This is a genomic window from Lentibacter sp., from assembly GCF_965658795.1.
Classification (GTDB): domain Bacteria; phylum Pseudomonadota; class Alphaproteobacteria; order Rhodobacterales; family Rhodobacteraceae; genus Lentibacter.
On record NZ_CBFHTG010000020.1, the window covers coordinates 25,086 to 48,109 of the forward strand.

General features: G+C 59.0%; 17 protein-coding genes and 2 tRNA genes. 4 read left to right on the top strand and 15 right to left on the bottom strand.

The annotated features are described in order from the left end of the window. The first annotated feature begins 31 nt into the window (after positions 1–31). Positions 32–1,192, top strand: a complete 1,161-nt coding sequence (locus tag ACTG3X_RS12415) for a deoxyguanosinetriphosphate triphosphohydrolase (RefSeq protein WP_439111594.1) — start codon at positions 32–34, stop codon at positions 1,190–1,192. A 6-nt stretch (positions 1,193–1,198) separates the two neighbouring features. Here ACTG3X_RS12415 and ssb read toward each other — a convergent pair whose 3' ends face one another. After that, positions 1,199–1,693 (bottom strand): single-stranded DNA-binding protein, encoded by a 495-nt coding sequence (gene ssb / locus ACTG3X_RS12420; protein WP_439111595.1) that lies wholly within the window; start codon positions 1,691–1,693, stop codon positions 1,199–1,201. Positions 1,694–1,880: 187 nt separating this feature from the next. On the opposite strand from ssb, the gene ACTG3X_RS12425 reads away from it, so the two are divergent. Then, entirely contained in the window at positions 1,881–2,468 is a 588-nt protein-coding gene (locus tag ACTG3X_RS12425; protein WP_439111596.1) for a lytic transglycosylase domain-containing protein, read from the top strand. 17 nt (positions 2,469–2,485) lie between these two features. Here the strand turns inward: ACTG3X_RS12425 and ACTG3X_RS12430 are convergent, their stop codons facing one another. The 4 genes from ACTG3X_RS12430 to miaA all read right to left on the bottom strand — a co-directional run bounded on the left by ACTG3X_RS12430 (position 2,486) and on the right by miaA (position 8,958). Beyond that, positions 2,486–4,573: a dipeptide ABC transporter ATP-binding protein gene (locus ACTG3X_RS12430; protein ID WP_439111597.1), complete on the bottom strand. Its 2,088-nt coding sequence runs from the start codon at positions 4,571–4,573 to the stop codon at positions 2,486–2,488. A 179-nt stretch (positions 4,574–4,752) separates the two neighbouring features. Beyond that, complete coding sequence (locus tag ACTG3X_RS12435; RefSeq protein ID WP_439111598.1) at positions 4,753–6,597, bottom strand: ABC transporter permease; 1,845 nt, start codon at positions 6,595–6,597, stop codon at positions 4,753–4,755. Positions 6,598–6,609: 12 nt separating this feature from the next. Beyond that, a complete protein-coding gene (locus tag ACTG3X_RS12440) occupies positions 6,610–7,695 on the bottom strand; it encodes an ABC transporter permease (protein WP_439111599.1) in 1,086 nt (361 codons plus the stop codon). A 384-nt stretch (positions 7,696–8,079) separates the two neighbouring features. Beyond that, positions 8,080–8,958 (bottom strand): tRNA (adenosine(37)-N6)-dimethylallyltransferase MiaA, encoded by an 879-nt coding sequence (miaA, locus tag ACTG3X_RS12445; protein WP_439111600.1) that lies wholly within the window; start codon positions 8,956–8,958, stop codon positions 8,080–8,082. A 333-nt stretch (positions 8,959–9,291) separates the two neighbouring features. Between miaA and ACTG3X_RS12450 the strand changes: the two genes are divergently transcribed. Next, positions 9,292–9,534, top strand: coding sequence for a hypothetical protein (locus ACTG3X_RS12450; RefSeq protein ID WP_439111601.1), 243 nt, complete (start codon positions 9,292–9,294; stop codon positions 9,532–9,534). 46 nt (positions 9,535–9,580) lie between these two features. On the opposite strand, the gene ACTG3X_RS12455 is transcribed toward ACTG3X_RS12450, so the two are convergent. From ACTG3X_RS12455 to ACTG3X_RS12485, 7 genes are all read right to left on the bottom strand, one after another. Then, positions 9,581–9,946 (bottom strand): response regulator, encoded by a 366-nt coding sequence (locus ACTG3X_RS12455; protein WP_439111602.1) that lies wholly within the window; start codon positions 9,944–9,946, stop codon positions 9,581–9,583. A 41-nt stretch (positions 9,947–9,987) separates the two neighbouring features. Next, complete coding sequence (locus tag ACTG3X_RS12460; protein ID WP_439111603.1) at positions 9,988–13,143, bottom strand: chemotaxis protein CheB; 3,156 nt, start codon at positions 13,141–13,143, stop codon at positions 9,988–9,990. A 357-nt stretch (positions 13,144–13,500) separates the two neighbouring features. Next, positions 13,501–15,027, bottom strand: a complete 1,527-nt coding sequence (locus tag ACTG3X_RS12465; protein WP_439111604.1) for an FAD-binding domain-containing protein — start codon at positions 15,025–15,027, stop codon at positions 13,501–13,503. Positions 15,028–15,031: 4 nt separating this feature from the next. Next, positions 15,032–15,196: a DUF2805 domain-containing protein gene (locus tag ACTG3X_RS12470; RefSeq protein ID WP_439111610.1), complete on the bottom strand. Its 165-nt coding sequence runs from the start codon at positions 15,194–15,196 to the stop codon at positions 15,032–15,034. A 52-nt stretch (positions 15,197–15,248) separates the two neighbouring features. Then, positions 15,249–16,424 carry an FAD-binding domain-containing protein gene (locus ACTG3X_RS12475; protein ID WP_439111605.1) on the bottom strand — a complete coding sequence of 392 codons (1,176 nt, stop codon included), beginning with the start codon at positions 16,422–16,424 and terminating at the stop codon, positions 15,249–15,251. Between the two features lie 153 nt (positions 16,425–16,577). Beyond that, positions 16,578–16,652 (bottom strand) — tRNA-Asn (locus ACTG3X_RS12480). Between the two features lie 77 nt (positions 16,653–16,729). Continuing rightward, positions 16,730–17,641, bottom strand: coding sequence for an MBL fold metallo-hydrolase (locus ACTG3X_RS12485; protein ID WP_439111606.1), 912 nt, complete (start codon positions 17,639–17,641; stop codon positions 16,730–16,732). 39 nt (positions 17,642–17,680) lie between these two features. On the opposite strand from ACTG3X_RS12485, the gene ACTG3X_RS12490 reads away from it, so the two are divergent. After that, positions 17,681–18,970, top strand: coding sequence for an ATP-binding protein (locus ACTG3X_RS12490; protein WP_439111607.1), 1,290 nt, complete (start codon positions 17,681–17,683; stop codon positions 18,968–18,970). Positions 18,971–18,977: 7 nt separating this feature from the next. Here the strand turns inward: ACTG3X_RS12490 and ACTG3X_RS12495 are convergent. The 3 genes from ACTG3X_RS12495 to ACTG3X_RS12505 all read right to left on the bottom strand — a co-directional run bounded on the left by ACTG3X_RS12495 (position 18,978) and on the right by ACTG3X_RS12505 (position 22,372). Continuing rightward, positions 18,978–19,051: transfer RNA gene (locus ACTG3X_RS12495), tRNA-Gly, on the bottom strand. A gap of 44 nt (positions 19,052–19,095) precedes the next feature. After that, positions 19,096–20,271: a glycosyltransferase family 87 protein gene (locus ACTG3X_RS12500; RefSeq protein ID WP_439111608.1), complete on the bottom strand. Its 1,176-nt coding sequence runs from the start codon at positions 20,269–20,271 to the stop codon at positions 19,096–19,098. 67 nt (positions 20,272–20,338) lie between these two features. Further along, positions 20,339–22,372 (bottom strand): ASKHA domain-containing protein, encoded by a 2,034-nt coding sequence (locus ACTG3X_RS12505; protein ID WP_439111609.1) that lies wholly within the window; start codon positions 22,370–22,372, stop codon positions 20,339–20,341. Positions 22,373–23,024: the final 652 nt, after the last annotated feature.

Consider the following 23,024-nt stretch of genomic DNA (forward strand, 5'->3'; position numbering starts at 1 on the left):
GCGATGTAAGCGGCGGCAAGGATGAGACGCAATGCAATTTGAAATGGCGCCCTTCGCAAGCCGCCCCGAGACAGCCCGTGGCCGTCTTTTCCCCGAGGCAGAAAGCGCGTTTCGCACGTGTTTTCAGCGGGATCGTGACAGGATTATTCACTCCAGCGCCTTTCGCAGGCTCAAGCACAAGACACAGGTCTTTCTTGAACATGAGGGCGACTATTACCGCACGCGGCTGACGCATTCTATCGAGGTGGCCCAAGTGGCACGGACGATCTGTGGCGCATTGGGGCTGAACTCGGAGCTGACCGAAGCGGTCGCGCTTGCCCATGACCTCGGGCATACGCCCTTTGGCCACACGGGCGAAGACAGCCTGGATGCGTTGATGCAACCTTACGGCGGCTTTGACCACAATGCGCAGGCCATTCGCATTGTCACCTCGCTTGAGCGCCACTATGCGGACTGGGACGGGCTGAACCTGACGTGGGATTGTCTTGAAGGGATTGCCAAGCACAACGGGCCCGTCGCGGCGCCTGTGCCTTACGCCTTGGCCGAGTATGATGCGCGCCATGATCTGGAACTGGGCACCCATGCCAGTGCAGAGGCTCAGGTGGCCGCCTTGTCTGATGATATTGCCTATAACCATCACGATATTCACGATGGCCTGCGCGCAGGGCTGTTCGAGGTCGAAGAGCTGCTTGGTTTGCCCATTGTGGGTGCGTGTTTTCGGGAGGTTGATGCGCGCTATCCTGCGCTTGACCCTGCGCGCCGCCAGCACGAGGCGTTGCGGCGCTTCTTCGGAGTTTTGGTGGAGGATGTCATTTCTACGAGCCGTGCGACGGCTGGCGAGATTGCCGCTGAAAGCGCGTTTGATGTGCGCCATGCGGGGCGGCCGCTTGTGCGGTTTTCGCCAGCGCTTTGGGCTGACTTGAAGGTCATTCGCGCATTTCTGTTTGAGCGCATGTATCGTGCGCCGTCGGTTGTGCGAATGCGCGCGCGCGCCTCATTGATTGTGGAGGGCTTGTTTGAAGGCTATCTCGCCACCCCCGAGCTTTTGCCGGAAGAGTGGCACGACGCTTTGAGCGATGCTTTGGGAGAGCAGCTTGAGACTGCGCGGATTGTCTCGGATTACCTGAGTGGCATGACCGACCGGTTTGCCACTCAGGAATATATGCGCCTGATCGGGCCTTTGCCCGAATAACCCTATTTAGAAGGGGATTTCGTCGTCAAAGTCGGAGTTGTTCCCAACTTGCTGTGGCTCTGACGGGCCACCGAAGCGGTCGTCTTGGCCGCCACCGTAGGAGCCGCCACCGCCGCCACCAAAGCTGCCGCCATTGCCGCCACCTTCGCCGCGCCCGTCGAGCATGGTGAGTGTGCTGGTGTAGGGGCGCAGAACAACTTCGGTGCTGTAGCGGTCAGCGCCAGATTGGTCCTGCCACTTGCGGGTTTCAAGCTGGCCTTCGATGTAAACTTTGGAGCCTTTTTTCAGATATTGCTCGGCAACGCGTGCCAGAGGTTCTGAGAAGATCGCGACAGAGTGCCATTCTGTGCGCTCGCGGCGCTCGCCGGAAGATTTGTCTTTCCAGGTTTCTGACGTTGCAATGCGCAGGTTGCAGACCTTGCCGCCATTCTGAAAAGTGCGCACTTCGGGGTCGCGCCCCAAGTTGCCGATGAGAATGACTTTGTTAACCGAGCCTGCCATGTTGCGCCTTTCTTGAGAATCTCTGTGGTGTTTGACAGAGCTTACATCATCACGGCCGCGTTAATGAAAGCATAAAACTTGACGTAAATGAGCGAGAAACTGCGAAATGGGGGCGTAAAGCCAATGGATGCTGGAAATCTGAGCTGTGAGCTATAATGTGCCCGCAAGTTTTTTGGGGGAAATGAAGATGCACAAAATGCTCTTGAGCGCTGTCTTGGCGGTCTCGCTTGTGCCTGCGGGCGCATCGGCCGAATTGTTCGGATCGAAAAGCAAGTCTCACTTCAAAACCCAAACCCGGATTCTGGATACGCGGGCGAAATCCCAGTATTCCTCTTCGATCAGGCTACAGCCAGCCAAAGTGGTTGCGCCGACAAAGTGGGGCACTGAGGCGTTCAAGCCCTATCAGGGCCAGAACGGGCCTTACGTAGACATGGCCAAGAGCGTTGCGCGCAAGCACGGTGTCCCTGTTGATCTGTTCTTGAGACTGGTGCAGCAGGAAAGCGGCTGGAACGCGTCTGCGCGCTCACACAAGGGCGCTTTGGGGCTGGCCCAGCTGATGCCAGGCACGGCACGGGCCTTGCGGGTGAATCCCCATGACCCCTATGAGAACCTTGAAGGCGGGGCCCGCTATCTGAAAACCCAGTATAGCGAGTTTGGCTCGTGGCGCTTGGCGCTTGCGGCTTACAATGCTGGGCCTGGCGCGGTGAAGAAATATGGCGGCGTACCGCCCTTCAAAGAGACGCGCAACTACGTCAAGGTTATCTGGGGAAGCTAGGCGCTTCCCCTCAAAGTTTACTCGGCTGCTGCGAGCTTGATCACGGGCTCCATCTCTTTCAGAGCTTCATCAGAGAGGTGGCATTTGATCTGGTGACCGTTGCCCATGTCTTTGACAGGGGGCACTTCTGTCTCACAAAGGCCGCCAGCGACCTTGCTCTTCCAGTTACAGCGGGTTTGGAAGGGGCAGCCTGAGGGCGGGTTCATCGCGGATGGAATATCGCCTTCCAATACGATGTGCTTTTTCTGGATGCTGGTGTCGGCAATAGGCACAGCCGAGAGCAGCGCTTCTGTATACGGGTGGTAGGGCGGTGCGAAAACTTCGTCTGTTTTGCCGAGTTCAACCACATGCCCAAGGTACATTACCATAACGCGATCAGAGAGATAGCGGACGATGCTCAAGTCGTGACTGATGAAAAGCAGCGTGGTTTTATGCTCGCGCTGGATCTCCATCAGAAGGTCTGTAACTGCGGCTTGGACGGACACATCGAGCGCTGAGACCGGCTCGTCAGCCACCACGATGCGGGCATCGCCGGCAAAGGCGCGGGCGATGCCGACGCGCTGCTTTTGCCCACCCGAGAGCTGACGTGGCATGCGGTCGGCGAAGGCGCGGGGCAGCTTCACCAGATCCAGCAGTTTCAGCATCCGTTCACGGCGGTCGGCGTCACTGTCGCCAATGTCAAAGACCTCGAGCGCGCGGATGATCTGACGCCCCACCGACATGGAGGGGTTGAGGGTATCAAACGGGTTCTGGAACACCATCTGGATATCGGCGACGGTCTTTGAGCCGCGCTTTTCGATGGGTGTGTTGCCGATGCTGTTGCCATCCAGTTCGATGGTGCCGTCGGTTGCGGTCTCAAGCCCCATCAGCACTTTGGCAAAGGTTGATTTGCCACAGCCAGACTCACCCACAATGGCCAATGTCTCGCTTTCGCGGGCCTCAAAGCTGAGGGTTTCGTTGGCTTTGACCACGCGCACGTCACCACCGCCAAAGAGGGCATTTGCCGCAACTTCGTAGTATTTCTTGAGGTTTTTCATTGAAAGAACGACCTCGCCGATCTCGCCTTTGGTCTTTGTATCTGCGGCAATCAGAGGGGCGTTCCAGTCGATCTCTTTGAACTTCAGGCAGCGGGTTTCATGGCTGCCTGTGTCATCGACAGAAGACATGGGCACAAAGCCTTCGTCGCAGAGGCCTTCTTGGAAATAGTCACATCGCGGGCCGAAATTGCAGCCTTTCGGGCGCTCGTGGGGCAGGGGAAAGTTCCCCGGAATAGCCACCAAGGGGCGCGCGTTTTTGTCGGCGCCGGGGAGGGGGATAGAGCGGAAAAGGGCTTGTGTATAAGGGTGTTGCATGTTGTTGAACACGGTCTCGATGTCGCCGCGCTCGACGGCTTCGCCCGAATACATCACACAGATACGGTCACAGGTTTCAAGCACCAGCCCGAGGTTGTGGGAGATAAACAGCATCGAGGTGCCGTATTTCTTGCCCAGATCCTTCACAAGCTCCACAACCGCCGCCTCGACGGTCACATCAAGCGCGGTGGTCGGCTCATCGAGGATCAGCAAAGAAGGCTTTGACATCAAGGCCATAGCGATCACGATGCGCTGCTGCTGGCCGCCAGAAAGCTGGTGGGGATAGCTTGAGAGCATGCGCGCGGGGTCGGGGAGTTTGACGTCTGTGACCACCTCCAGAGCGCGGTTGTAGGCCTCTTCTTCTGACACGCCCTCATGGATCATCGGCACTTCCATGAGCTGTTTGCCGATCTTCATTGCGGGGTTCAAAGAGGCCATAGGCTCTTGATATATCATGGCAATTTCGTTTCCGCGGATGTCGCGGAGCTCGTCATCGCTTAAGGAGGCCATGTCGCGGCCCTTGAATTTGATCGAGCCGCCGACGATGCGGCCGTTTTTGCCAAGGTCGCGCATGACGCCGAGCGCCACTGTTGACTTGCCGCAGCCAGATTCTCCAACCAAACCAACGGCTTCGCCCGGAGCAACCTTGACAGAAAAGTCCATCACAGCGGGGATTTCCCTGAGCCGCGTGAAGAAAGAAATCGAGAGTTTGTCGATCTCAAGGATCGGGCCTTCATACTGGATTTTAGCCATTAACGTTCTCCCTGTGTGGCGCAAAACGGGGGGGTGATAAGCGTGCACACCCCGTGCACCATGCGTGCACCGCCTGATGAGGCTTCTTGAGGGGTGTGAGCGTTAACCATTCCGTTGCGTCCTTAATGTCTTGTTCATTTTGGTGGTGACGCGGCAGACTGAGCCGCCGCGCCGAAGTGTCAGTCTTTCAGGCTCTCTTCGCGCAGACCGTCGGCCAAGAGGTTGAGGCCCAGAACGAGCGTCAGAAGCGCGAAGGCAGGCGGCAGAGCGGGGTGCGCATAGATGGCCAAGAGCTTGCGGCCCTCGTTGATCGTGCTGCCCCAGTCCGGGCTTTCTGGCGGCAGGCCGAGGCCGAAGAAGCCGAGGGTGCCGAGCAGGATCGTGGTGTAGCCGATGCGCAGGCAGAAATCGACGATGAGCGGGCCGCGCGCGTTGGGCAGGATCTCCCAGAGCATGATGTACCACGGGCCTTCCCCACGGGTCTGCGCCGCTGCCACATAGTCGCGGCTGTGAATGTCGAGCGCGAGGCCGCGCACGATGCGGAAGACTGTGGGCGAGTTTACAAACACCACCGAGACGAAGACCACGAGAACACCGGGGGCGGGGTTAAAGAAATCGAGCGCGCCGAGAATGTCGATCTGGCTGTCAGGTGCATTGATCGTGACCATATAGAGGATGACCATGGGGATCAGCACGACCAAGAGCCAGAACTTGTTTTTCGCAGGGTCGGTCTGGAAGCGTGAGCTGATCAGGACACCCGCAAAGACGATGGGAAAGATGAAGAGCACAATCGCCATATATTGCGGCAGGCCTGTCTCGACGATTTCGGGGGTGACGAGCAGGTAAAACAGCAAGATCACCGGGAAGGCGAGAATGAGGTTTGCCAAGAAGCTCAGCACCGTGTCGAGCGAGGCGCGAAACATCATCGCAAACAGAACCGCAAGGATAACCCCGAGCATGACAAAGTTGGCCAAGCCGCCGCCGTAGCCCGCTGCGAGGGTGGCGAGGGCAAAGACAACGCCTGTGGCGATCATGCCCAAGCTGCCTTTGCGCAGCGCTGGCCCCGAGAAGTAGCCCGCAGGCAAGCCCAGTGTGATCCCGACCATGAAGGCAAAGAGCGTGGCCAGTGGCGCGATCATGATCACGATGACCGAGCCTGTGACCATGCGCGAGAAGACATCGCGCGCGAGGTTGTCACCGCCGAGCAGGTAGTAGGGGTATTCGCCAAGCTCCGCACCGCGCAGGGGCGTGCCGGGCACTTTGTTTTTCATCCCCGAGGCCTGATCAAGCGGGCCATGAGTGGCGATCATGTCAAAGAGGCCGTTAAAGCCCGCTGTGAAGACCCAGAACATCACAAGAGCGAAGCCGAACATGCCGATCGCGTTGTCAAAGAGCTTGCCGTAGAGGCCAAGCTTGCGCTTGTAGCGGATCGAGACCGCAAAGAGCAGGGTGAGCGCGACCCAGACAGGCATGAAGCGCATGAAGATCGAGGCGAGGATGCCGCGGCCTTGCATGACGGCGATGTTCTTTTGTTGGGCAAGCGCGTCGCCTGTGGGCAGCGCTGACGGGTCCATCGTGGCGAGCTGCTCGCGGAAGGCAGCCCCCGCAAAGAGGAGCGTGTAGGCCAGCCATGCGGCGACGGTGAGGCCAATGAGCTTAAGCGCGAGACCAAAGACCCAGCCCAGTGTCTCGGCGGGGTCATCAAACAGCGAGTTCAAAAACACGCTCAGCATCGCGGCAAAGAGGCCCAGGCCAGCAAGGCCCAGAAGGATCTTGCCCAAGGCGGCCAGCTCCATGCCACCGCTCAGCGAGGGGCTGAGCGCGTTGTAGATATAGCCTATGCCAACAACGAGCAGAGTGACCACGGCGATGCCATTGAACAGCGAGAAGCTGCCTTTGGCCGAGTTGCCTGTGAGCGAGAGCAGCATGGCACAGAGGCCAGCCAGCACAGCGAGGGTTGCGAAGACGGCGAGGAAGCTTCCGAAAAAGCCTGCGTATGCGCCAAACCATGTAAGAGGTTCCATAATCATTATCCCTTACGAAATGCGGATGCGCGGGTTGAGGAAGACGTAGCCGATATCACTCAGAAGCTGGGTGATGAGAACCACGAAGACGGAGACAACCGAGACCCCGAGCAGAAGCTCGATATCATTGTTGCCTGCTGCCGCGACGAGCGTCCAGCCAAAGCCCTTATAGTTGAAGAGCGTCTCGACGATGACCACACCGTTGAGCAGCCACGGGAGCTGCAACATGATCACTGTGAACGGCGCGATGAGTGCGTTGCGCAGGGCGTGTTGCATGACAATATTGCGGAACGCGACGCCCTTGAGCCTTGCGGTGCGGATATATTGCGCGGTCATGACTTCGGCCATGGAGGCGCGTGTCATGCGCGCGATATAGCCCATGCCGTAGAGTGCGATGGTGAGCACGGGCAGGAAGAAGTTCTCGAAATTGGCACTTTCCATTGCGGATGTGGCTGTGCCTTTGAAGAGCGTCTTGCCCTCAATCAGCCCTGCATCGGCGAGAATGGGCGAGAGGCCGAACCGCGAGCTTGCCAGAAGGGCAATGAAGATGACGCCCGAGACATATTCTGGTGTGGCCGTTGTGGCGATGGAGGCGGTTGAGAGGGTGCGGTCGGTGCGGGAGCCTTCGCGCATCCCCGCGAGGACGCCGACAAGCAGCGCCGAGGGCACCATCAGCACCATGACCCAGAACATGAGCTTGGCGGTGAGGCCAAGGCGTGTGCTGATGATCTCGGTGACGGGGGCTTTAAAGACGGTTGAGTAGCCCCAGTCGCCCTGGAGAATGCCGCAGTAGCGCGGGGCTGTTGCAGGCTCGACGCCCGGGCGCAGGCAGCGGCCTGTCAGCTCGCCTTCGGCTGTTGTGTAGGTGAACCCCGGGGCCACTCCGAGCCACTCGGCGTATTTGCGCGGCAAGGGCTGTGTGTAGCCACGGTTGCCCAGCCATGTGGAGACTTGCTCGTCTGACATGCGCATGTTGCCTTGGGTTTTGGCGAGTTTTTCGAGGTTCGGGTAGAGGTTGGTCAAGAAAAAGACCACGAAGGTCAGGCAGAGCGCTGTCAGTAGCATCACGCCGAGCCGTCGAAGGATAAATAGTCCCATTTAGGTTCCCCTGTTCATCAGGCGATTGTCAGACGCAGGCGTCTGTTTTGGGTGATGCGCGCTTTGGCGCATCAGCGAATGTGGCAGCGCAACGCGCGTGGTTGGGAAAGTGCCTGTTGGTTTGAGGCTGTGGTGCATCGGTGTGGATGCGGGCAACAGTCTGTAGCTGCACGAGGCGATCACGCCCGTGTCAGCCGCGCATAAAACCTGCGGCATATATCACTCCCTTTTGGGCCGAGGCCCTGCCGCTTTGTTGCGGTCTTGTCCCATCGGTTAACCTATACGGCCACAGCTGGGGGGGCGGCGTCAATGGGCTGCGTGACTTATTTTGGCGATTTTGCGACATTTCTCCGTGCCAAAAGCGACATTTTGCGCTGCGAGCCGCTAGCCGCGCTCAAGCGGATGCCAGCGCGACATGCGGGCACGGAACCAGGTGCGCTGGCGTTTGGCGTATTGGCGCGAGGCAATGCAGGCGCGCGCGCGGGCTTCTTTGAGGCTGATCCCGCCTTTGAGATGGGCGATCAGCTCAGGGGCACCGATGGCTTTGGATGAGGGCTTCTCGGGGGACCAATCGGCCAGATTGGCCTCGGCCTCAGCCAGCGCGCCTTGGGTGAGCATCATGTCAAAGCGCTGTTCGATACGGGCGTTGAGCCAGTCTTTCCCGGCATTCAGGACAAAAGGCTGCACCGTGCCAAGCGGCATATCGGGCGGAGGCGTGTCGGCTTGCCATGCGGCGAGGCCGCGCCCTGTGCTGCGCTGGACCTCCCAAGCCCGCTGCACGCGCATGGGGTTTTGCAGGTCGATCCTGGCGGCGGTGGCCGTATCAAGTGCGGCGATCATCTCTGCCAAGCCCGCCGGTGTGGCGCGCAATGCGTCGGCCTCGGCGCGCACCTCCGGGGGGGTGAGAGGGATTTCGGCCAAGCCTTCGGTGAGGGCGGCAAAGTAAAGCCCTGTGCCACCCACGATGATCAGCCGTGTGTTGCCTGCTGCAAGCCTGCGCACCTCGGCAAGCCATTCGCCCACTGAATAGGGGTGTGTGCCCGCAACATGGCCATAAAGCGCATGCTCTGCGCGCGCTTCTTCCTCGGCGGAGGGGCGGGCTGTGAGCAGGCGCCAGTCAGCGTAGACCTGAAGCGCGTCAGCGTTCACAATGAGGCCACCTTGCGCCTCGGCAATCTCGAGTGCGAGGGCGGATTTGCCCGAGGCTGTTGGCCCCGCAATCAGAACGGGTTGCTCGGCGGATATGGGAGGCAAGCTGCGCATGGGACAGCCTTTACCCTAGATGCATCTGCTCGCAAAGCGGGGTTTTGGGGTTGGCGCAGGGCCGCTTTCACAGTGTCACGCGGTGCGGCTCGATTTGGTTGCCGATAGCTATCTTTAGATAGCCGGTTTAGAGCCGCTTATAATGAGACCCAAAAGGTGCGTTTCAGAGGACAAAAATATCGTGGGTGCGACGCGTTATTGCCGCAAAATATGGGCATTCTGCTTAGCGCTGTGTCGCTAAAGACACGACGAGGGGAGGTATCTTTTGAACGTTATCTTTTCGTTAATATCGTTTTTATAACTCACCTGTTGAACGATGGAACAGGACGCAAAATGGCTTTTCATGCTGAGAATGGAAGAGAGTTTGTTGGGCTTCGGCGCAAGGCCGGGATTGGCAAACAGATTGTCTATGACAAGCTTCTTGGCAAGCGTGTGCTGCTCAATATTGTCGACCACTCCACCAAGGATACGCTGATTGAAGATGCGTTGCGCGAAGGTATTTCGAGCAAGAATGTGCTGAAAGGCGTTATTGCGGCTCTTCAGGCGCGCTCCATCGAGGTTGACTACGCGTTCTGAGCGGCGCGGAGCCTCTCCGGAAACAGCTGTGAAGGGCTTGCTGCTGTCAAAGGCACTGTGCCTGATCGGTGAGACACATCAGAATTTCTTCGCGAATGGCCGGCTTGCTGAGGCGCGCGACCTCACCGAGGCCATCAGGAATAATGCCTTCTGTTGAGGTGTAGCCACTGAGGAACGCGAAGGGGATCGCCTTTTCGCCCAGCTTTTCGGCGACAGGCACACTCAATTTGTCATAGCCAAGATTGAAGTCAAGAAACGCGAACTCGATGTTGTATGACTTGATGCAGCGAAGAGCCGTATCTGCGGAGTTGCAGATATGAATATTATTGTACCCAGCCTCTCGCAATATCTCTTCCATCAACATCGCGAGGAGGGCGTGATCTTCGACAATAAGAATGTCTCTCTCTTGCATTTAACTTTGGTCCTTCTAGATCAAGTATCCAAGATCTGATTTCATGCTGTTTCCGTCGCTAGGGGCGTGAATTTAGTCTGTGGCGGATCTTCGGTCAGCTCAAACTCGAGCTCAAAGCTCAGGCCTTCGGGCCGATAACTGACAGACACGCTTCCCCCCAGGTCTCGCTCAAGCACACGCTCCAGAACGAGGCTGCCGAAGCCTTTGTGATCGGGTTTGGCCAATATTTCAGGCCCGTCTTTTTCGCTCCAGGCGATATGGGCGATACGGCCGGGGCCATCGTGTGTTACGTCTGTTTGAATCGTGACAAGGCCTTGTTCTGATGAGAGCGCGCCATATTTTGCGGCGTTTGTCATAAGCTCGTGAATCCCCATGCCCATAGAGAGCGCATGTTCTGCACTCAGCATGAGATCAGGCCCGCTGAGCACAACTCTTTTCTCTTTGTCGCCTTCAAAGGGCGCTGCCTCGTTCGCGATGATTTCGGCGAGCGAGGCTTTTGTCCAGTTGGAGGATGTCAGCAGGTCATGGGTGCGCGAGATCGCGTCGAGCCGGTTTTCAAGGCGCTTTTGATAGACCCGGGGGTCATCAACATCTTTGAGCAGAAGTTTGGAAATAGAGCTGATGATGGCGAGGGTATTTTTCACGCGGTGTTGAAGCTCGGCCATGAGCAGTTTCTGATGCTCGTTCTGGCCTTGAACGTGCTCTAGCAGTTCGACTTGATCCGTGATTTCGCGCACACAAGAGCCTGCTGCCACCACCTGCTGGCGCTTCCAGACGGGGTAATAGTCGGTCATCCAGTGGCGTGTTTTGCCAGGGGCGGCTTCGGTTATGCCCGAGATTTTGATATCTCTCACCGCCTGGCCCGTTGTGAAGACTTTATCATAAATCTCGACAAGCTTGGGGTCTAGGTCAGGAAGAAGCTGCTTGATGGTTTTGCCGATATGATCACGGCGTTCAAATCCGTTGATCTTTGCGAGGCTTTTGTTCATGCGCAGAAAGCGCAAATCACGATCTACGAGGGAAAGGCCAACCGGGGTTGTGTCATAGAGGTTTTCAAGCTCGGCATTGAGCGCTTCGAGGTCTTCGTTGCTGGTCTGGAGGCTTTCACGCGAGGCTTCCAGCTCTTCGTTGGTAGACTGTAACTCCTCGTTCATGCTCATGAGCTCTTCATTCATGCTCATCAGCTCTTGGCCTTTGGCGTCAAATTCGGCCATCGTGTTGGCGAGTTGTTTGCGCAGCTTGATGTTCTCGAGCTCGAGAGCTGTTTTGTCGGACACTTCGTTTTGCTGCATCAAAATTGCCAGCTCTTGCATGTCGCTGACGCGCACCTCGGCCAGTATCAGGAGAAACTCGGTGCCTGCGGGCGCGACTTTGACATCATAGATCGTTGTGTTGGCCCCGCTGGCCACGACAACGCTTTTGCGCTGTTGAACTGTGTTTGTCTCTTGGGCGGTGTTGAGGCAGCTGCGCACAGGCTGGCGCAATTCGGGCGCCAGATAGGTGTCGATGAGATTGGAGGGCACCCCGTGGGACGGCTGGATCAATCCGCTCATGTTCTGGGAGGTGTATAGGACCTCACCGAAGCCTGAGACAAGCGCAAAGGGCGCGGCAAAGCTGCGCAGAAACTCTGCTTCGGCCAAGCTCTCTTGAGACAGGTCATACTTGGGTGACGGATGTAGTGCAGCCGGTTGAAAGCTTAGTTTCTGGCCGGACTTGCGTCGGATATCCTGAGTGGAGGAAAAGGTTGTCTTGGCGTCGTTGTTTCTTTGGTAGATGCGGTGGCGCTTGTCGCACACATCAAAGAACGCGTCCTGGCCTGCGAGACCTTCGGACGGACCGAGAAACAGGTGGCCACCGGGCTTCAGGGCGAAGTGGAGCTTGGGGATGACCTGCTTTTGGAGCTGGCTGTCAAAATAGATCAGCATGTTGCGGCAGCAGATCAGATCAAGGCGCGAGAAAGGCGGGTCTTGCAGGAGGTTGTGGGGCGCGAAGATGCAAACTTCCCGCAGCTGTGGTGTCGCGCGGTAGAGGCCGTTTTCAAACTGAAAGAACCGCGCCTTGCGGTCGGCTGACAGGCTGTCGATCGCGGAGGGGCCGAAGATGCCTGCGCGCGCTGCGAGGAGGGCGGCGGCGTTGATATCGGTGCCAAACACCTGAAGCACACGCGGATCGCCACGGGCTTCCATCTCCTCGATACAGAGCATGGCGACAGAGTAGGCTTCCTCGCCTGTCGAGCAGCCGGGAACCCAGATACGGAGCGTGTCTTCACTGCTCTCAAGACGCGGCGTGATCACCAGCTTGCGCAGCGCCTCAAAAGCCTCTGGATCACGGAAAAACGAGGTCACGCCGATCAGAAACTCTTGTGCCAGAAGCAGCGCCTGCTGCTCGTCTTGCAGGATCGTTTGCAGATCTGTCACATCGGAAATGCGCAGAAGGTGCATCCGGCGTTTGATGCGGCGCACGAGGGTGCCGGGCTTGTAGCTGGAAAAGTCGTTGCCGGTGATCTCGGCGAGGCGGGCCGTCAGCTCGGGGAGGGCGCGCTCTATGTCTTCGTTGGCGATGTCGGCGGTTGTGAGGCCTTCGGTGCTGTTGCCCAAGGCCTCTTCAACGTATGTGGCAATCTGGCTTGCGGGCAGAATATAATCGACCATCCCCGTGGCGATGGCGCTTGCGGGCATGGAGGAAAACTGGGCTTCGGCACTGTCCTGGGCCAGTGCGAGGCCGCCTGCTGCTTTGATCCGCACCAATCCCTCGGCGCCGTCGTGGCCCGAGCCGGACAGCACAACGCAAATGGCGCTGGCACCGCGTGCAGCGAGGGATGTAAACAGGATGTCCAGCGGGTGTTGGCGCTCTTCGGGTTTGGAGTATTGGCTGAGTCTGAGCGTGTCGCCTTCCAGCGTGGCGACTGTGCCGGGGGGCACAACATAGAGGTGGTTGGGTTGGAGCGTGTCGCCGTCTGCTGCGGCGCGAACGGGCAAACTTGTTTCGGCTTGTAAGAGCTCGCTCAAGCTTGAGGGCTGGTTTGGAGGCAGGTGTTGCAAGACCACGTAGGCCGCCCCTGTTTGGGGGGCCGTTGCGCGCGCAAAGGCTTTCAGCGCGTCAAGGCCGCCGGCTGACGCGCCGACACCAACAACAGGAAAGATTTCGTCACCGTACATATAACGCAAGCCCCCACAGCTTCCTAAAATGTCACTCACATGTCTCCATAGTGAAATTGATACGTCTTTAGATACTTTATATAACCCTTGGTGCTGCGGGCATAGACAATTATTGATAAATTTTTGTGATCGCTCCAGCTGTCTGAGATTCAATATTATTGATATATTATCAATATCCTGTGGCGCGCTCCGTAATATAGGAGCACAGTGCGACATGCCCCTTTGGTCTGGAAACACTCGCTGTTTATGGGGAGGGGCTGTTCCTGAAATGGAACCAAGTTTGTGACTCTATGTCGCAAAAAAGAGTCGCAATAAGCTTTTTAAGTGACGTTTTTTGGTGCAAAAATTTGTGTACTTCGGTTGTGTTTCTTCACAAATAAACTTTTGAATAGGGCCTTAAAACAGGCTGAGCTGGTCGTTTGAAACAGGCTTGCTGCGGCTACTGCTCTTGCGTTTGCGACTGCCGTGCTTTTGATAGACCGCTTCTTTTGAGCGCAAATAGCCTGTGCTTTGTCGCACGGCGGCGATCTTGTCTTTGGCGGCTTTGGCCGACTGTGTGAGGTCGACAACAGGTGCAGGGTAGGCGGTGTCGCCTGCACCTGTTTCAAAGAGTGTCACGTCTTGCGCCCAAGGCGTATGGGCGGCCTGTGCGCTCAGGTGGGCCAGTTCTGGTACCCAGCGCTTGATAAAACGCGCCTCCGGGTCTTGGTCGAGGCCCTGTTTGACGGGGTTGTAGACACGGATCGCGTTGATACCTGTGACGCCGGATTGCATCTGGAACTGGCTGTAGTGAATGCCGGGTTCATAATCGGTAAAAAGCCCGGCCATGTAGGGCGCTGTTTTGCGCCAGTCGAGCCAGAGCTGGTAGCTGGCGAAGCTTACAAGCATGGCGCGCATGCGAAAGGTGATCCAGCCTTGGTGGATGAGGCTGCGCATACAGGCATCGACAAATGGCACGCCTGTTTGCCCTGTTTTCCAGGCCTCAAACAGGTCTTCGCGGTGCTCTGGCTCGCGCAGCCCTTCAAAGGCGCGGTGCATACAGTGGGTTTCGAGGCTGGGTTGGTCCTCCAGCTTCTGGATAAAGTGGCAGCGCCACGCAAGGCGCGAGCCAAAGGCCGTAAGGTTGCGCGCAAAACGGCCTTTCTCAAGTGGGCTGAGCGCGGCCTTGCGCCGTGCGAGGGCTTGCACCACTTCACGTGTCGAGAGGGTGCCCCAAGCCAAATGTGCTGACAGGCGCGAGCAGGCGTGCTCGGATGGCCCGGGGGCTGATATATGTTTGAGATAGCCCGTTGCGCGCGTTTCCAGAAAGCTGCGCAAATCGGCTATGGCGGCGCTGCGGCCACCTTGCTGGGTGAGGCCTGTGAGCGGCGCGCCAAACAGCGGGTCGTCTTTGGCGGGAAGCGGCGCAAGCGCGACCTCTGGTGCGGGCATCAAGCTGTCAGGTTTGGGCGTGACGGGCCGCGCCACACGCTGGTTGCGCTGCGCGCTCCAGTCATCGCGGCTTTTCAGGCCACGCACGACCCCGTTTGACGGCCGCTCATGCACCGTGACACCAAGGCTGCGGCACATGCGGCGCAGCGCGATATCGCGACGGTATGTCCAGAGATCGGCGGTTTCTTCATGTGCCCAGAGCGTGGCTGCGCCGTGTTGCTCATGAAGCGATTTCACAACATCGCAGGCCGCGCCGACACGCACAACGAGCGGTTGGCCGAGCTTTTGTAAGCCTTGGTCAAGCTCGCTCAGGCAATCGTGGATAAAGTGCCAGTGCCGCCGTGCTGCGAAGGGCTGACGCCAGTACTCGGGCTCGACAATATAGAGCGGAATGACAGGCGCGCCTTGCTTGGCCGCTTCAAAGAGCGGTGCGTGGTCTTGCAGGCGCAGATCACGCTTGAACCAGACAATATGAGGCGCGAGGCTCGCCATGGGCTTATTTATACTGCGCGCGGCGGGCCGAAAAGCTCTGCACGCGTTTGCGCCACGCCACGTAGCTTCCGCGGCGCAGGGTGCGGCTCATCAGGGCTTTGACCTCGGATTCAGACAGGCCGTAGTGGTCTTTGATCTGGGCGAAGCTCACATGATCAGAGAGCGCCATTTCGACGATGTCGCTCACTTGGGCTTCATCAAGGTGTTGGGGGATCTGCGCTTTAGGCAAGGTTGAGCGCCTCCAGAAAGTGAGGGATCTGTTTTTTGACTTTGAAAAACCCCTTGGTCGCATGGGGCCAGACCAGCGCATCATAGGGGCGGGTCTGAAACAACAGGTGTTGGCTCTGTTGAGCAAGGTGGCGCTGTGCTTCTGCCATGCCATCTGCGACATGACCCACGGGGATATGGGCTGTGAGGGCGGTTTGCACACCAGCTTGCGTAAGGGCGTCACCTATGGCTGTGCTCCATGTGTGGCCTGTGTAGGCCTCTCCCCCGAGGTCTTTGACTGTGTTGCGCACCGCCGCTTGTGCAAAGGGCGAGGCCTCTGGCGAGACAAGCCCCAAAACACCACGGCAGCTTGGCGCAGGGGCTGCGCCGCTGAGGCAGTCTTCCTCGGTGATGACAAGGATGTGGGGGGCTGTGTGATCGGCTGTCTGGGGGCTAAAGGGCAGGAGCGGGTGCTCCTGTGCCTCCTCCAGCGGGGCGGCGTTTTCGACCAGCTGGCCTTTCGGGAAAAAGCGGCCTTCGGTGAATGTGGCGATGTTGTCGGCGCGGGCGAGGTAGTGTTTGCCTTTGGTGTGCAACCCTGCAACCCAACGCCAGCTGAGCGTGTTGGAGGCGGGGTCGCCATCGCGCAGATGCTGGAGGAAAAAGGCAGCGCCCAGCTCCCATGGCAGGCGCAGCGTGAAGATCCAGATCGAGGCAAACCACATGCGGGCGTGGTTGTGCAGGTAGCCCGCGCGCTTGAGGCTCTCGCACCAGTGATCAAAGCAGGCGATGCCTGTCTCGCCCGCGACCGCTTGGGCATAGACCGTTTTTTGAGCGCCCTTCAGCGGGGGCTGTTGGCTTTGAGCGGATGACCAGACGGTGGGGCGCTGCTCCAGCCAGCCTTTGAAGTAGCCACGCCAGAACACCTCCTGCACATATGACATCGCCGCTTGTGGGCTGTGGTGGCGCAGAACGGTGGTGAGCACCTCTTCTTCCGAGATCAGCCGATGCCGCAGCCACGGCGACAGCTGCGAAACCGCGCCTGCGCCACTGGCGGTCAGATCATAGTTGCGCCGCGCCTGATAGGCAGCGCCTGCGTGGGGGGCAAAGGCTGCGAGCCGTGCAAGCCCTGCATCGCGCGTTGCGTCAAACCGCAACGTCGGGCTGTCTTCATGGGCTGTCGTTATCACCTGTCTCGCTCCGCATCTTAAGCCTCTTCAAAGACTTACGGTGTGAGAGCGGGGGCAGATCAGACTTTGGCACATATCGGGCGAAAAGCCTGTGATCGCAAAATCATGCCCAAGACGGGGTGGGTTTGCTCTTCATTCTCTACTGGGTGAAAATGGCTCCGGCGGTAGGGATCGAACCTACGACCAATTGATTAACAGTCAACTGCTCTACCGCTGAGCTACGCCGGAACGGTGTGGGCGATATAGCAATGGCGTTTGGGGGCGTCCAGCGGTTTTTCGGCATTTGGGTGGAAAAAGTTTCGGCGCTAAAGGGCGGTGAAGATTGCGCCCTGTGACAGTTGGGGTTTCGCCACAACGAGGCCTCTTTCTGTGAGGTCGATCAGATGTGCAAAGACGTTGCGTTCGGCGGCAGGCAGCAAGGATTTGGGCGTGTCGGCGTAGATTTCGGCTGTGAGAGCCGTGGCTGTAGCCGGGCTTCGGCCCAAACACGCAAGAATCTGGGATTCGCGGCTCTTGCGATGGGTGATCAGCCACTCAAGCCGCGCGGTGGGCTCTGTGATGGGCGCGCCGTGGCCAGAATGGAAGATACGCCAGTCATGCGCCTGCAGCTTGGCGCAAGAGGCCATAAAGGCCGTGAGGTCGCCATCGGGCGGGCTGACAAGCGAGCTGGCCCAGCCCATGACCAGATCACCACAAAAGAGCGCATCCTCCCAGGCAAAGCAGAGGTGGTTGCCAAAATGACCGGGGGTATGCAGCGCGGTGAGTGCCCAGCTTTCGCCTGTGACGGTCTGCCCGTCGCTCAGGAGGATGTCGGGGGCGAAGTCGGGATCAACGCCTTCACCGCCGCCAGACAGCCCTTCTGCGGCGAGCGCTGTCATAAGGTGGCTGCGCCCTGCCAAACTGTCGCCAAAGGCCAGAACAGGTGCGCCCGTGGCCTGTGAGAGCGCGGCTGCGAGCGGAGAGTGGTCAATATGGGAGTGGGTCACGAAGATATGGGTGATCCTTTCACCTGCCTCAAGCGCTGCGAGAATGGCCGCGAGGTGGGCGGGGTCGTCGGGCCCCGGATCAATCAGCGCCAGATCGCCTGTGCCGATTAGGTAGGTGTTGGTGCCACGGTAGGTCATGGGCGAGGGGTTGTTGGCCACAATGCGCCGCAGGCGGGGTGCGAGCCACTCGGCCACGCCTGTTGGCGGATTAAAGCGCTCAAGATCGTGCATGGCTCTTCCCTCTTTGTCTGTGTCTCGCTAGGTTTAGGCATGTTTCTTGGATGGCTCAAACACTATATGCCGCGCTCGCTTTACGGGCGGGCGGCGCTTATTCTGGTTTTGCCCATTGTGGTGCTGCAACTCGTTGTTTCTGTTATCTTTATTCAGAGACACTTTGATGACGTTACCACGCAGATGTCTCACTCCATGGCCATTGAGCTGCGCTTGGTGATTGATGAATACAGCCAGAGCGGCGTAAGCGCCTCGGCGGCACCTCTGGCCATTGAGGTGCAGTCTGGCACAATCGCCGAGGAGCGGCGGCGCTGGTATGACTTTGCAGGCCTCGTTGTGCGGCGCGAGCTTTTGGCCTCGCTCGATGCTCTTGCAGCGATTGATATGCCGGATGGCCGTGTGCTGCGTGTGGGGGTTGAGAGTGCGCGTGGCCCTGTAATCCTGAGCTTTGACAGGCTGCGCGTTTCGGCGTCCAACCCGCATCAGCTCTTGGTCAATATGTTGCTTGTTGGCGTGCTGATGACAGTGGTGGCCTATATCTATTTGCGCAACCAGCTGCGCCCGATCAAGCGGCTGGCAAAGGCCGCGGCGGCCTTCGGGCGGGGGCAGGTGGTTGAGTATCGCCCGTCAGGAGCCGTAGAAGTGCGCGCGGCAGGCCATGCTTTTCTGGATATGCGCAACCGCATCGAGCGCCAGATCGAGCAGCGCACGCTGATGCTGTCGGGCGTGAGCCATGATTTGCGCACGCCGCTGACGCGGATGAAGCTCGGGTTGGCCCTTTTGGAGGATGAAGAGCGGGAGCCGCTGGAGCGCGATGTCGTAGAAATGCAGCGCCTCGTCGATGAATTTCTTTCGTTTGCCAAAGGCGCTTCGGAAGGTGAGCCAGAGGCAACAGAGCCGTTCGGCTTTTTGCGCGAGATTGTTCAGGATTGCCAGCGCGCGGGGCAGGATGTGATCCTTGGAGAGCTGGAGGGCGAGGGCGGTGGAACCGTTGGTTTGCGCCGTATCGGTATCCGCCGCGCTGTCGAAAACTTGGTTGGCAATGCCGTGCGCTACGGCAACAGAGCCGTTGTCTCTGTGATGCTGACCGAGCGGGTGCTGCGCATACGGGTGGAGGATGACGGCCCCGGGATTGCAGCGCAAGACCGTGAGGAGGCCTTACGCCCCTTTGCGCGGCTTGATGCCGCGCGCAACCAGAACAGTGGCTCGGGTGTGGGGCTTGGGTTGTCTATTGCAATGGATGTGGCTCGCGCGCATGGCGGAATGCTGAGGCTGGGGGAAAGCCACGCGCTTGGCGGGCTGCGCGCCGATATCGTGATTGGGCGCTAGAGCCGGTTGGAGCGGGTAGCGGGAATCGAACCCGCACGTTCAGCTTGGGAAGCTGACAGGCTACCACTACATCATACCCGCGCCCTGAGCGTGCAGATAGACCGAGGTTGCGCATGGGTCAAGCGCTATGCGCTCTGCTGTTGAGAGGCTTCGTTTTGGACCATAGCGTAAAAGCAGATGAGCGCTGTGGTGAGCAGCCCGATGCCCCCCAGAGAGACAAGGCCGAAGCCGTCTCCAAGCCAGCCTGCGAAGAGCGCTGTCACAAGCCCGTAGCCTGACGCCAGCAGCACAGCTGCGCCAAGAGCGATGCGCCAGCCTTGCGTGAGGCCTTGTAGCGCGGGGTAGGATAGCGCCAGGGCAGGCGCGAGCACGCAAAGGTCGTAATCATAGGCGTAAGGGCTGAGCGTTGTGCCCGCGAGAATGGCGAGGCTGATCACGTGGGCCATGCGCCAGCCTTTGAGGCAGGCGTAGGTGAGTGCGCCAAAGCTTATGAAGACCCACGCCAGATGGGCCAACATGGCAACAGATGTCTCAAGGCCCAGAGAGGCCAGAAGCGTGAAAGGCGTGACCATGCGGGCGAACTTGTATTCGCCTGCCTGTAAGAGCGTGCCTGAGGTTTTGACCCCCTCCAGAAAGGCGAGCCAGACATCTGCGCCATAGACCAGAGCGGCGAGCAGGGCGAGGCCAAGTGCTGTGAGGCTGGCCACGGTGACCATGCGCCAGCCGCCACGCAAGAGTGCCGCTAGGCCAAGGCCGAGGCCAAGATGGGGCTTATAGGTGAGCAGGCCCAGCACGAGGCCCGCGCGCGCCGAGACGGGCGCAAGGGCAAGGCTGGCAAAGAGCGCCATCAGCCCCGCTGTAAGCAAGCCGTTCTGACCTGTGAGCAGGCTCATGACCATGGCTGGCAAACTGAGGGCAATGGCCCATATCGCGGCCTCGCGGCCAAGGCGGAACAGCGCGGCGACAAAAAGCGCAAGCGAGGCGAGCATAAACACAAGATAGCCCCAGCCCGCGCCCAAGGCCGCCAGCGCCTGCAGGGGGAGATTGAAATGGGGTGGGTAGGTCCATGTCATGAAGACAGCGCTGCCCGTGCTGGCCTGCAAAAACGCCCTGAAGCTGTCGGGGTCGTAGGCCTCACTCACGCGGCCAAGGGCAGCCAGCTTGCCCACCAGATGGAAGATCATATAATCTGAAGAGACAGCATCAGCGCCGAAAAGCTCAGGCGCGCCGATGCGCAGGGCCGTCAGGCCGGTGAGCCCCACAAGGAGGGCAAGCACCAGAATAAGAGAGCGCAAAGACATAAAGGGCCGCCTGACTGTTACAGTGAGGCGACCCTAGCGGAGCCGTTATCTCCTTGCAAACAAAGCTTTAGCCGCGCCGTCTGCGGCGGCCGCCACCTGCGCCATCGCCGCTGTTGAAGCTGACGTCGGGCAGCGTCACAACGTCGGCCAAAATCGGGAAGGGTTCCACCGAATTGGGAATGGCAGAGGCATTGACGAAATGCTCTTGAAAGCGCGGCTCTACGGCGGTTTCGATCTTGATGATCTTGCGCACGGTCGCCTCGATCTCGGCGCGGGCCTCGCTGTTGAGAAGTGCGATGCGCGCACCTGTGCCTGCGGCGTTGCCTGCGGAGGTGACTTTCTCGATGAGGCAATCAGGGATCATGCCGAGCACCATGGCGTGTTTGGGCGAGATATGCGCGCCAAACGCGCCCGCAAGCACAACACGATCCACCGTGGCGACATCAAACTTATCCATCAGAAGCCGCGCGCCCGAGTAGAGAGCGGCCTTGGCCATCTGGATCGCGCGGATATCTGGGTTTGTGACCGTGATGGTTGGGCCACCGTCGGCGGACCCATCCCACATCATGTAGCTGTGGGTGCGCCCGTCCGTGATGCAACGCGGCGTGCCGACTTGCTCGGCCGAGCCGATGAGGCCTGAGGCGTCGACGATCCCTGCGATGCGCATCTCGGCGATGGCTTCAATGATGCCTGAGCCGCAGATACCGGTGATGCCTGTTGTTGCGATAGCTTCGGCGAAGCCGTCTTCATCTGACCAGAGGTCACAGCCGATGACACGGAAGCGCGGCTCTTTGGTGGCTGGGTCAATTTCGACGCGTTCGATGGCTCCGGGGGCAGCGCGCTGGCCTGAGCTGATCTGCGCGCCCTCAAAGGCCGGGCCAGTAGGCGACGAGCAGGCGAGAACCTTGGATTTGTTGCCCAAAAGAATTTCGGCGTTGGTGCCTACGTCCACGACCAGCACAAGGTCTTCTGATTTGTCTGGGGCTTCCGAGAGCGCGACGGCGGCGGCATCAGCCCCCACGTGGCCCGCGATGCAGGGCAGCAGGTAAACGCGTGCGGAGGGGTGCAGGCTCAGCCCGAGGTCACGGGCCTCAAGGCGCAGGGCATCAGAGGTGGCCAGTGCAAAGGGGGCCTGGCCCAGTTCGAACGGATCAATGCCGAGAAAGAGGTGGTGCATGACTGGGTTACAGACAAAAACCGCGTCCATAATCAACGTCTTATCAATGCCTGCTTCGGTGGCGACCTGCTCGAACAGATCGTTCATGCCCGCGCGCACCGAGGCAGTCATTTCGGCCGCGCCGCCCGCGTTCATCATGGAGTAGCTGACGCGGCTCATGAGGTCTTCGCCGAAGCGGATTTGCGGGTTCATGAGGCCAGACGAGGCCACGACTTCGCCTGTTTGCAGGTCACACAAGTGGCCCGCGATGGTGGTGGAGCCGAGGTCGACGGCGAGGCCGTAGATGGAGCCTTCGTGGAACCCGGGCCAGACCTGCATGATCGAGGGGGAGGCCTCGGCATGGCCTTGGTGCACGGCGACGGTGACTTTCCAAGCGCCTTTGCGCAGGGCGGATTGGAGGTGCCCTAGCACATGCGGATCGGCGCGAGGGACGTCGACATTCCACTGTGCTTTGAGACCGTCACGCAGGCGCTCAAGGTCGCCCGACGGCTCGTGCATATCAGGCTCTACGACTTCAACGTAATAGAGCTTAACCGTTGGATTCATTATGATATCACGCGCCTCGGCGCGCTTGCGCACGACCTGTTTGTGCACCTGACTTTCGGGCGGGACGTCGATGACGATGTCGCCTTGGACGGTGGCCTGGCAGCCGAGGCGGCGGCCCTTGGGGAGGCCGCGTTTGCTGTCGTAGCGCTCTTCAACGGCGTTCCACTCGCTGAGGGCGTTGTCGGCGACGGTAACACCGTGCTTGGAGAACTCGCCGTAAGAGGGCGTGATCTGGCATTTGGAGCAAATCCCGCGCCCGCCGCACACAGAATCAAGATCGACGCCAAGCTGGCGCGCGGCTGTAAGTATCGGAGTTCCCACAGGAAAATTGCCACGTTTGCCTGAAGGGGTGAAAACGACGAGAGGATCTTTGCTCATTTTTCAACTGCCTGACTGAGGGGTCTTTGCGCACAAGATAGCCCCGCGCGCGGGATTGTATAGGGCAGACAACGGCAAAAAGCTGACTAAGAGCGTCATATTTAAACACCCCGCCCACCGGTGCCCGCACGGTGGCGTTAACCCGTGGCCCGACGGGGCAAAACAGGGGGGTGAAAAGCGTGCACCATGCGTGCACCCCCCGTGCACCGCCTGAACCGGAGTTTTGGTAACGGAAAATTAGGTAACGGGGCGTTCGGTGGGGGGGATGAGGGGGCCAAAGCGGCCACTGGTGGGTTACACCAGCGCGCTCTTTGGAGACTTAAGAATAGACAGTCACTCTTCGTTGTTTTTTCGAAGCCTCTTGGGCCTGTGAATTATTTCCTGATGTTTAGAGCCGCGTACAACATAGGATGAACTCGTAGCTTGGTTGTCTGGTCAATTTGCTGCGCTGCCACTGGTCGGTTCGTGTCAAATATCCAATCCCACGGTCGGTCTTCGCGCAGTTTCAGCCCGATGGCTCCCACTAGATGCAAGCGATACAGAACTATTTGGCATAGTTCGATTGGCTCCAGATGAATGCTTTCATTCACGTAGTTGACTAACCTGAGCCAAATCTCATCTGAGTGTAAACTCGCATCTTGACCGAACGCAT

What these genes read in the sequence shown, in the direction of transcription:
- ACTG3X_RS12415 (WP_439111594.1), top strand. Translation starts at nt 32, where the DNA reads ATGCAATTTGAAATGGCGCCCTTCGCAAGCCGCCCCGAGACAGCCCGT.
- ssb (WP_439111595.1), bottom strand. Translation starts at nt 1,693, where the DNA reads ATGGCAGGCTCGGTTAACAAAGTCATTCTCATCGGCAACTTGGGGCGC.
- ACTG3X_RS12425 (WP_439111596.1), top strand. Translation starts at nt 1,881, where the DNA reads ATGCACAAAATGCTCTTGAGCGCTGTCTTGGCGGTCTCGCTTGTGCCT.
- ACTG3X_RS12430 (WP_439111597.1), bottom strand. Translation starts at nt 4,573, where the DNA reads ATGGCTAAAATCCAGTATGAAGGCCCGATCCTTGAGATCGACAAACTC.
- ACTG3X_RS12435 (WP_439111598.1), bottom strand. Translation starts at nt 6,597, where the DNA reads ATGGAACCTCTTACATGGTTTGGCGCATACGCAGGCTTTTTCGGAAGC.
- ACTG3X_RS12440 (WP_439111599.1), bottom strand. Translation starts at nt 7,695, where the DNA reads ATGGGACTATTTATCCTTCGACGGCTCGGCGTGATGCTACTGACAGCG.
- miaA (WP_439111600.1), bottom strand. Translation starts at nt 8,958, where the DNA reads ATGCGCAGCTTGCCTCCCATATCCGCCGAGCAACCCGTTCTGATTGCG.
- ACTG3X_RS12450 (WP_439111601.1), top strand. Translation starts at nt 9,292, where the DNA reads ATGGCTTTTCATGCTGAGAATGGAAGAGAGTTTGTTGGGCTTCGGCGC.
- ACTG3X_RS12455 (WP_439111602.1), bottom strand. Translation starts at nt 9,946, where the DNA reads ATGCAAGAGAGAGACATTCTTATTGTCGAAGATCACGCCCTCCTCGCG.
- ACTG3X_RS12465 (WP_439111604.1), bottom strand. Translation starts at nt 15,027, where the DNA reads ATGGCGAGCCTCGCGCCTCATATTGTCTGGTTCAAGCGTGATCTGCGC.
- ACTG3X_RS12470 (WP_439111610.1), bottom strand. Translation starts at nt 15,196, where the DNA reads ATGGCGCTCTCTGATCATGTGAGCTTCGCCCAGATCAAAGACCACTAC.
- ACTG3X_RS12485 (WP_439111606.1), bottom strand. Translation starts at nt 17,641, where the DNA reads ATGCACGATCTTGAGCGCTTTAATCCGCCAACAGGCGTGGCCGAGTGG.
- ACTG3X_RS12490 (WP_439111607.1), top strand. Translation starts at nt 17,681, where the DNA reads ATGTTTCTTGGATGGCTCAAACACTATATGCCGCGCTCGCTTTACGGG.
- ACTG3X_RS12500 (WP_439111608.1), bottom strand. Translation starts at nt 20,271, where the DNA reads ATGTCTTTGCGCTCTCTTATTCTGGTGCTTGCCCTCCTTGTGGGGCTC.
- ACTG3X_RS12505 (WP_439111609.1), bottom strand. Translation starts at nt 22,372, where the DNA reads ATGAGCAAAGATCCTCTCGTCGTTTTCACCCCTTCAGGCAAACGTGGC.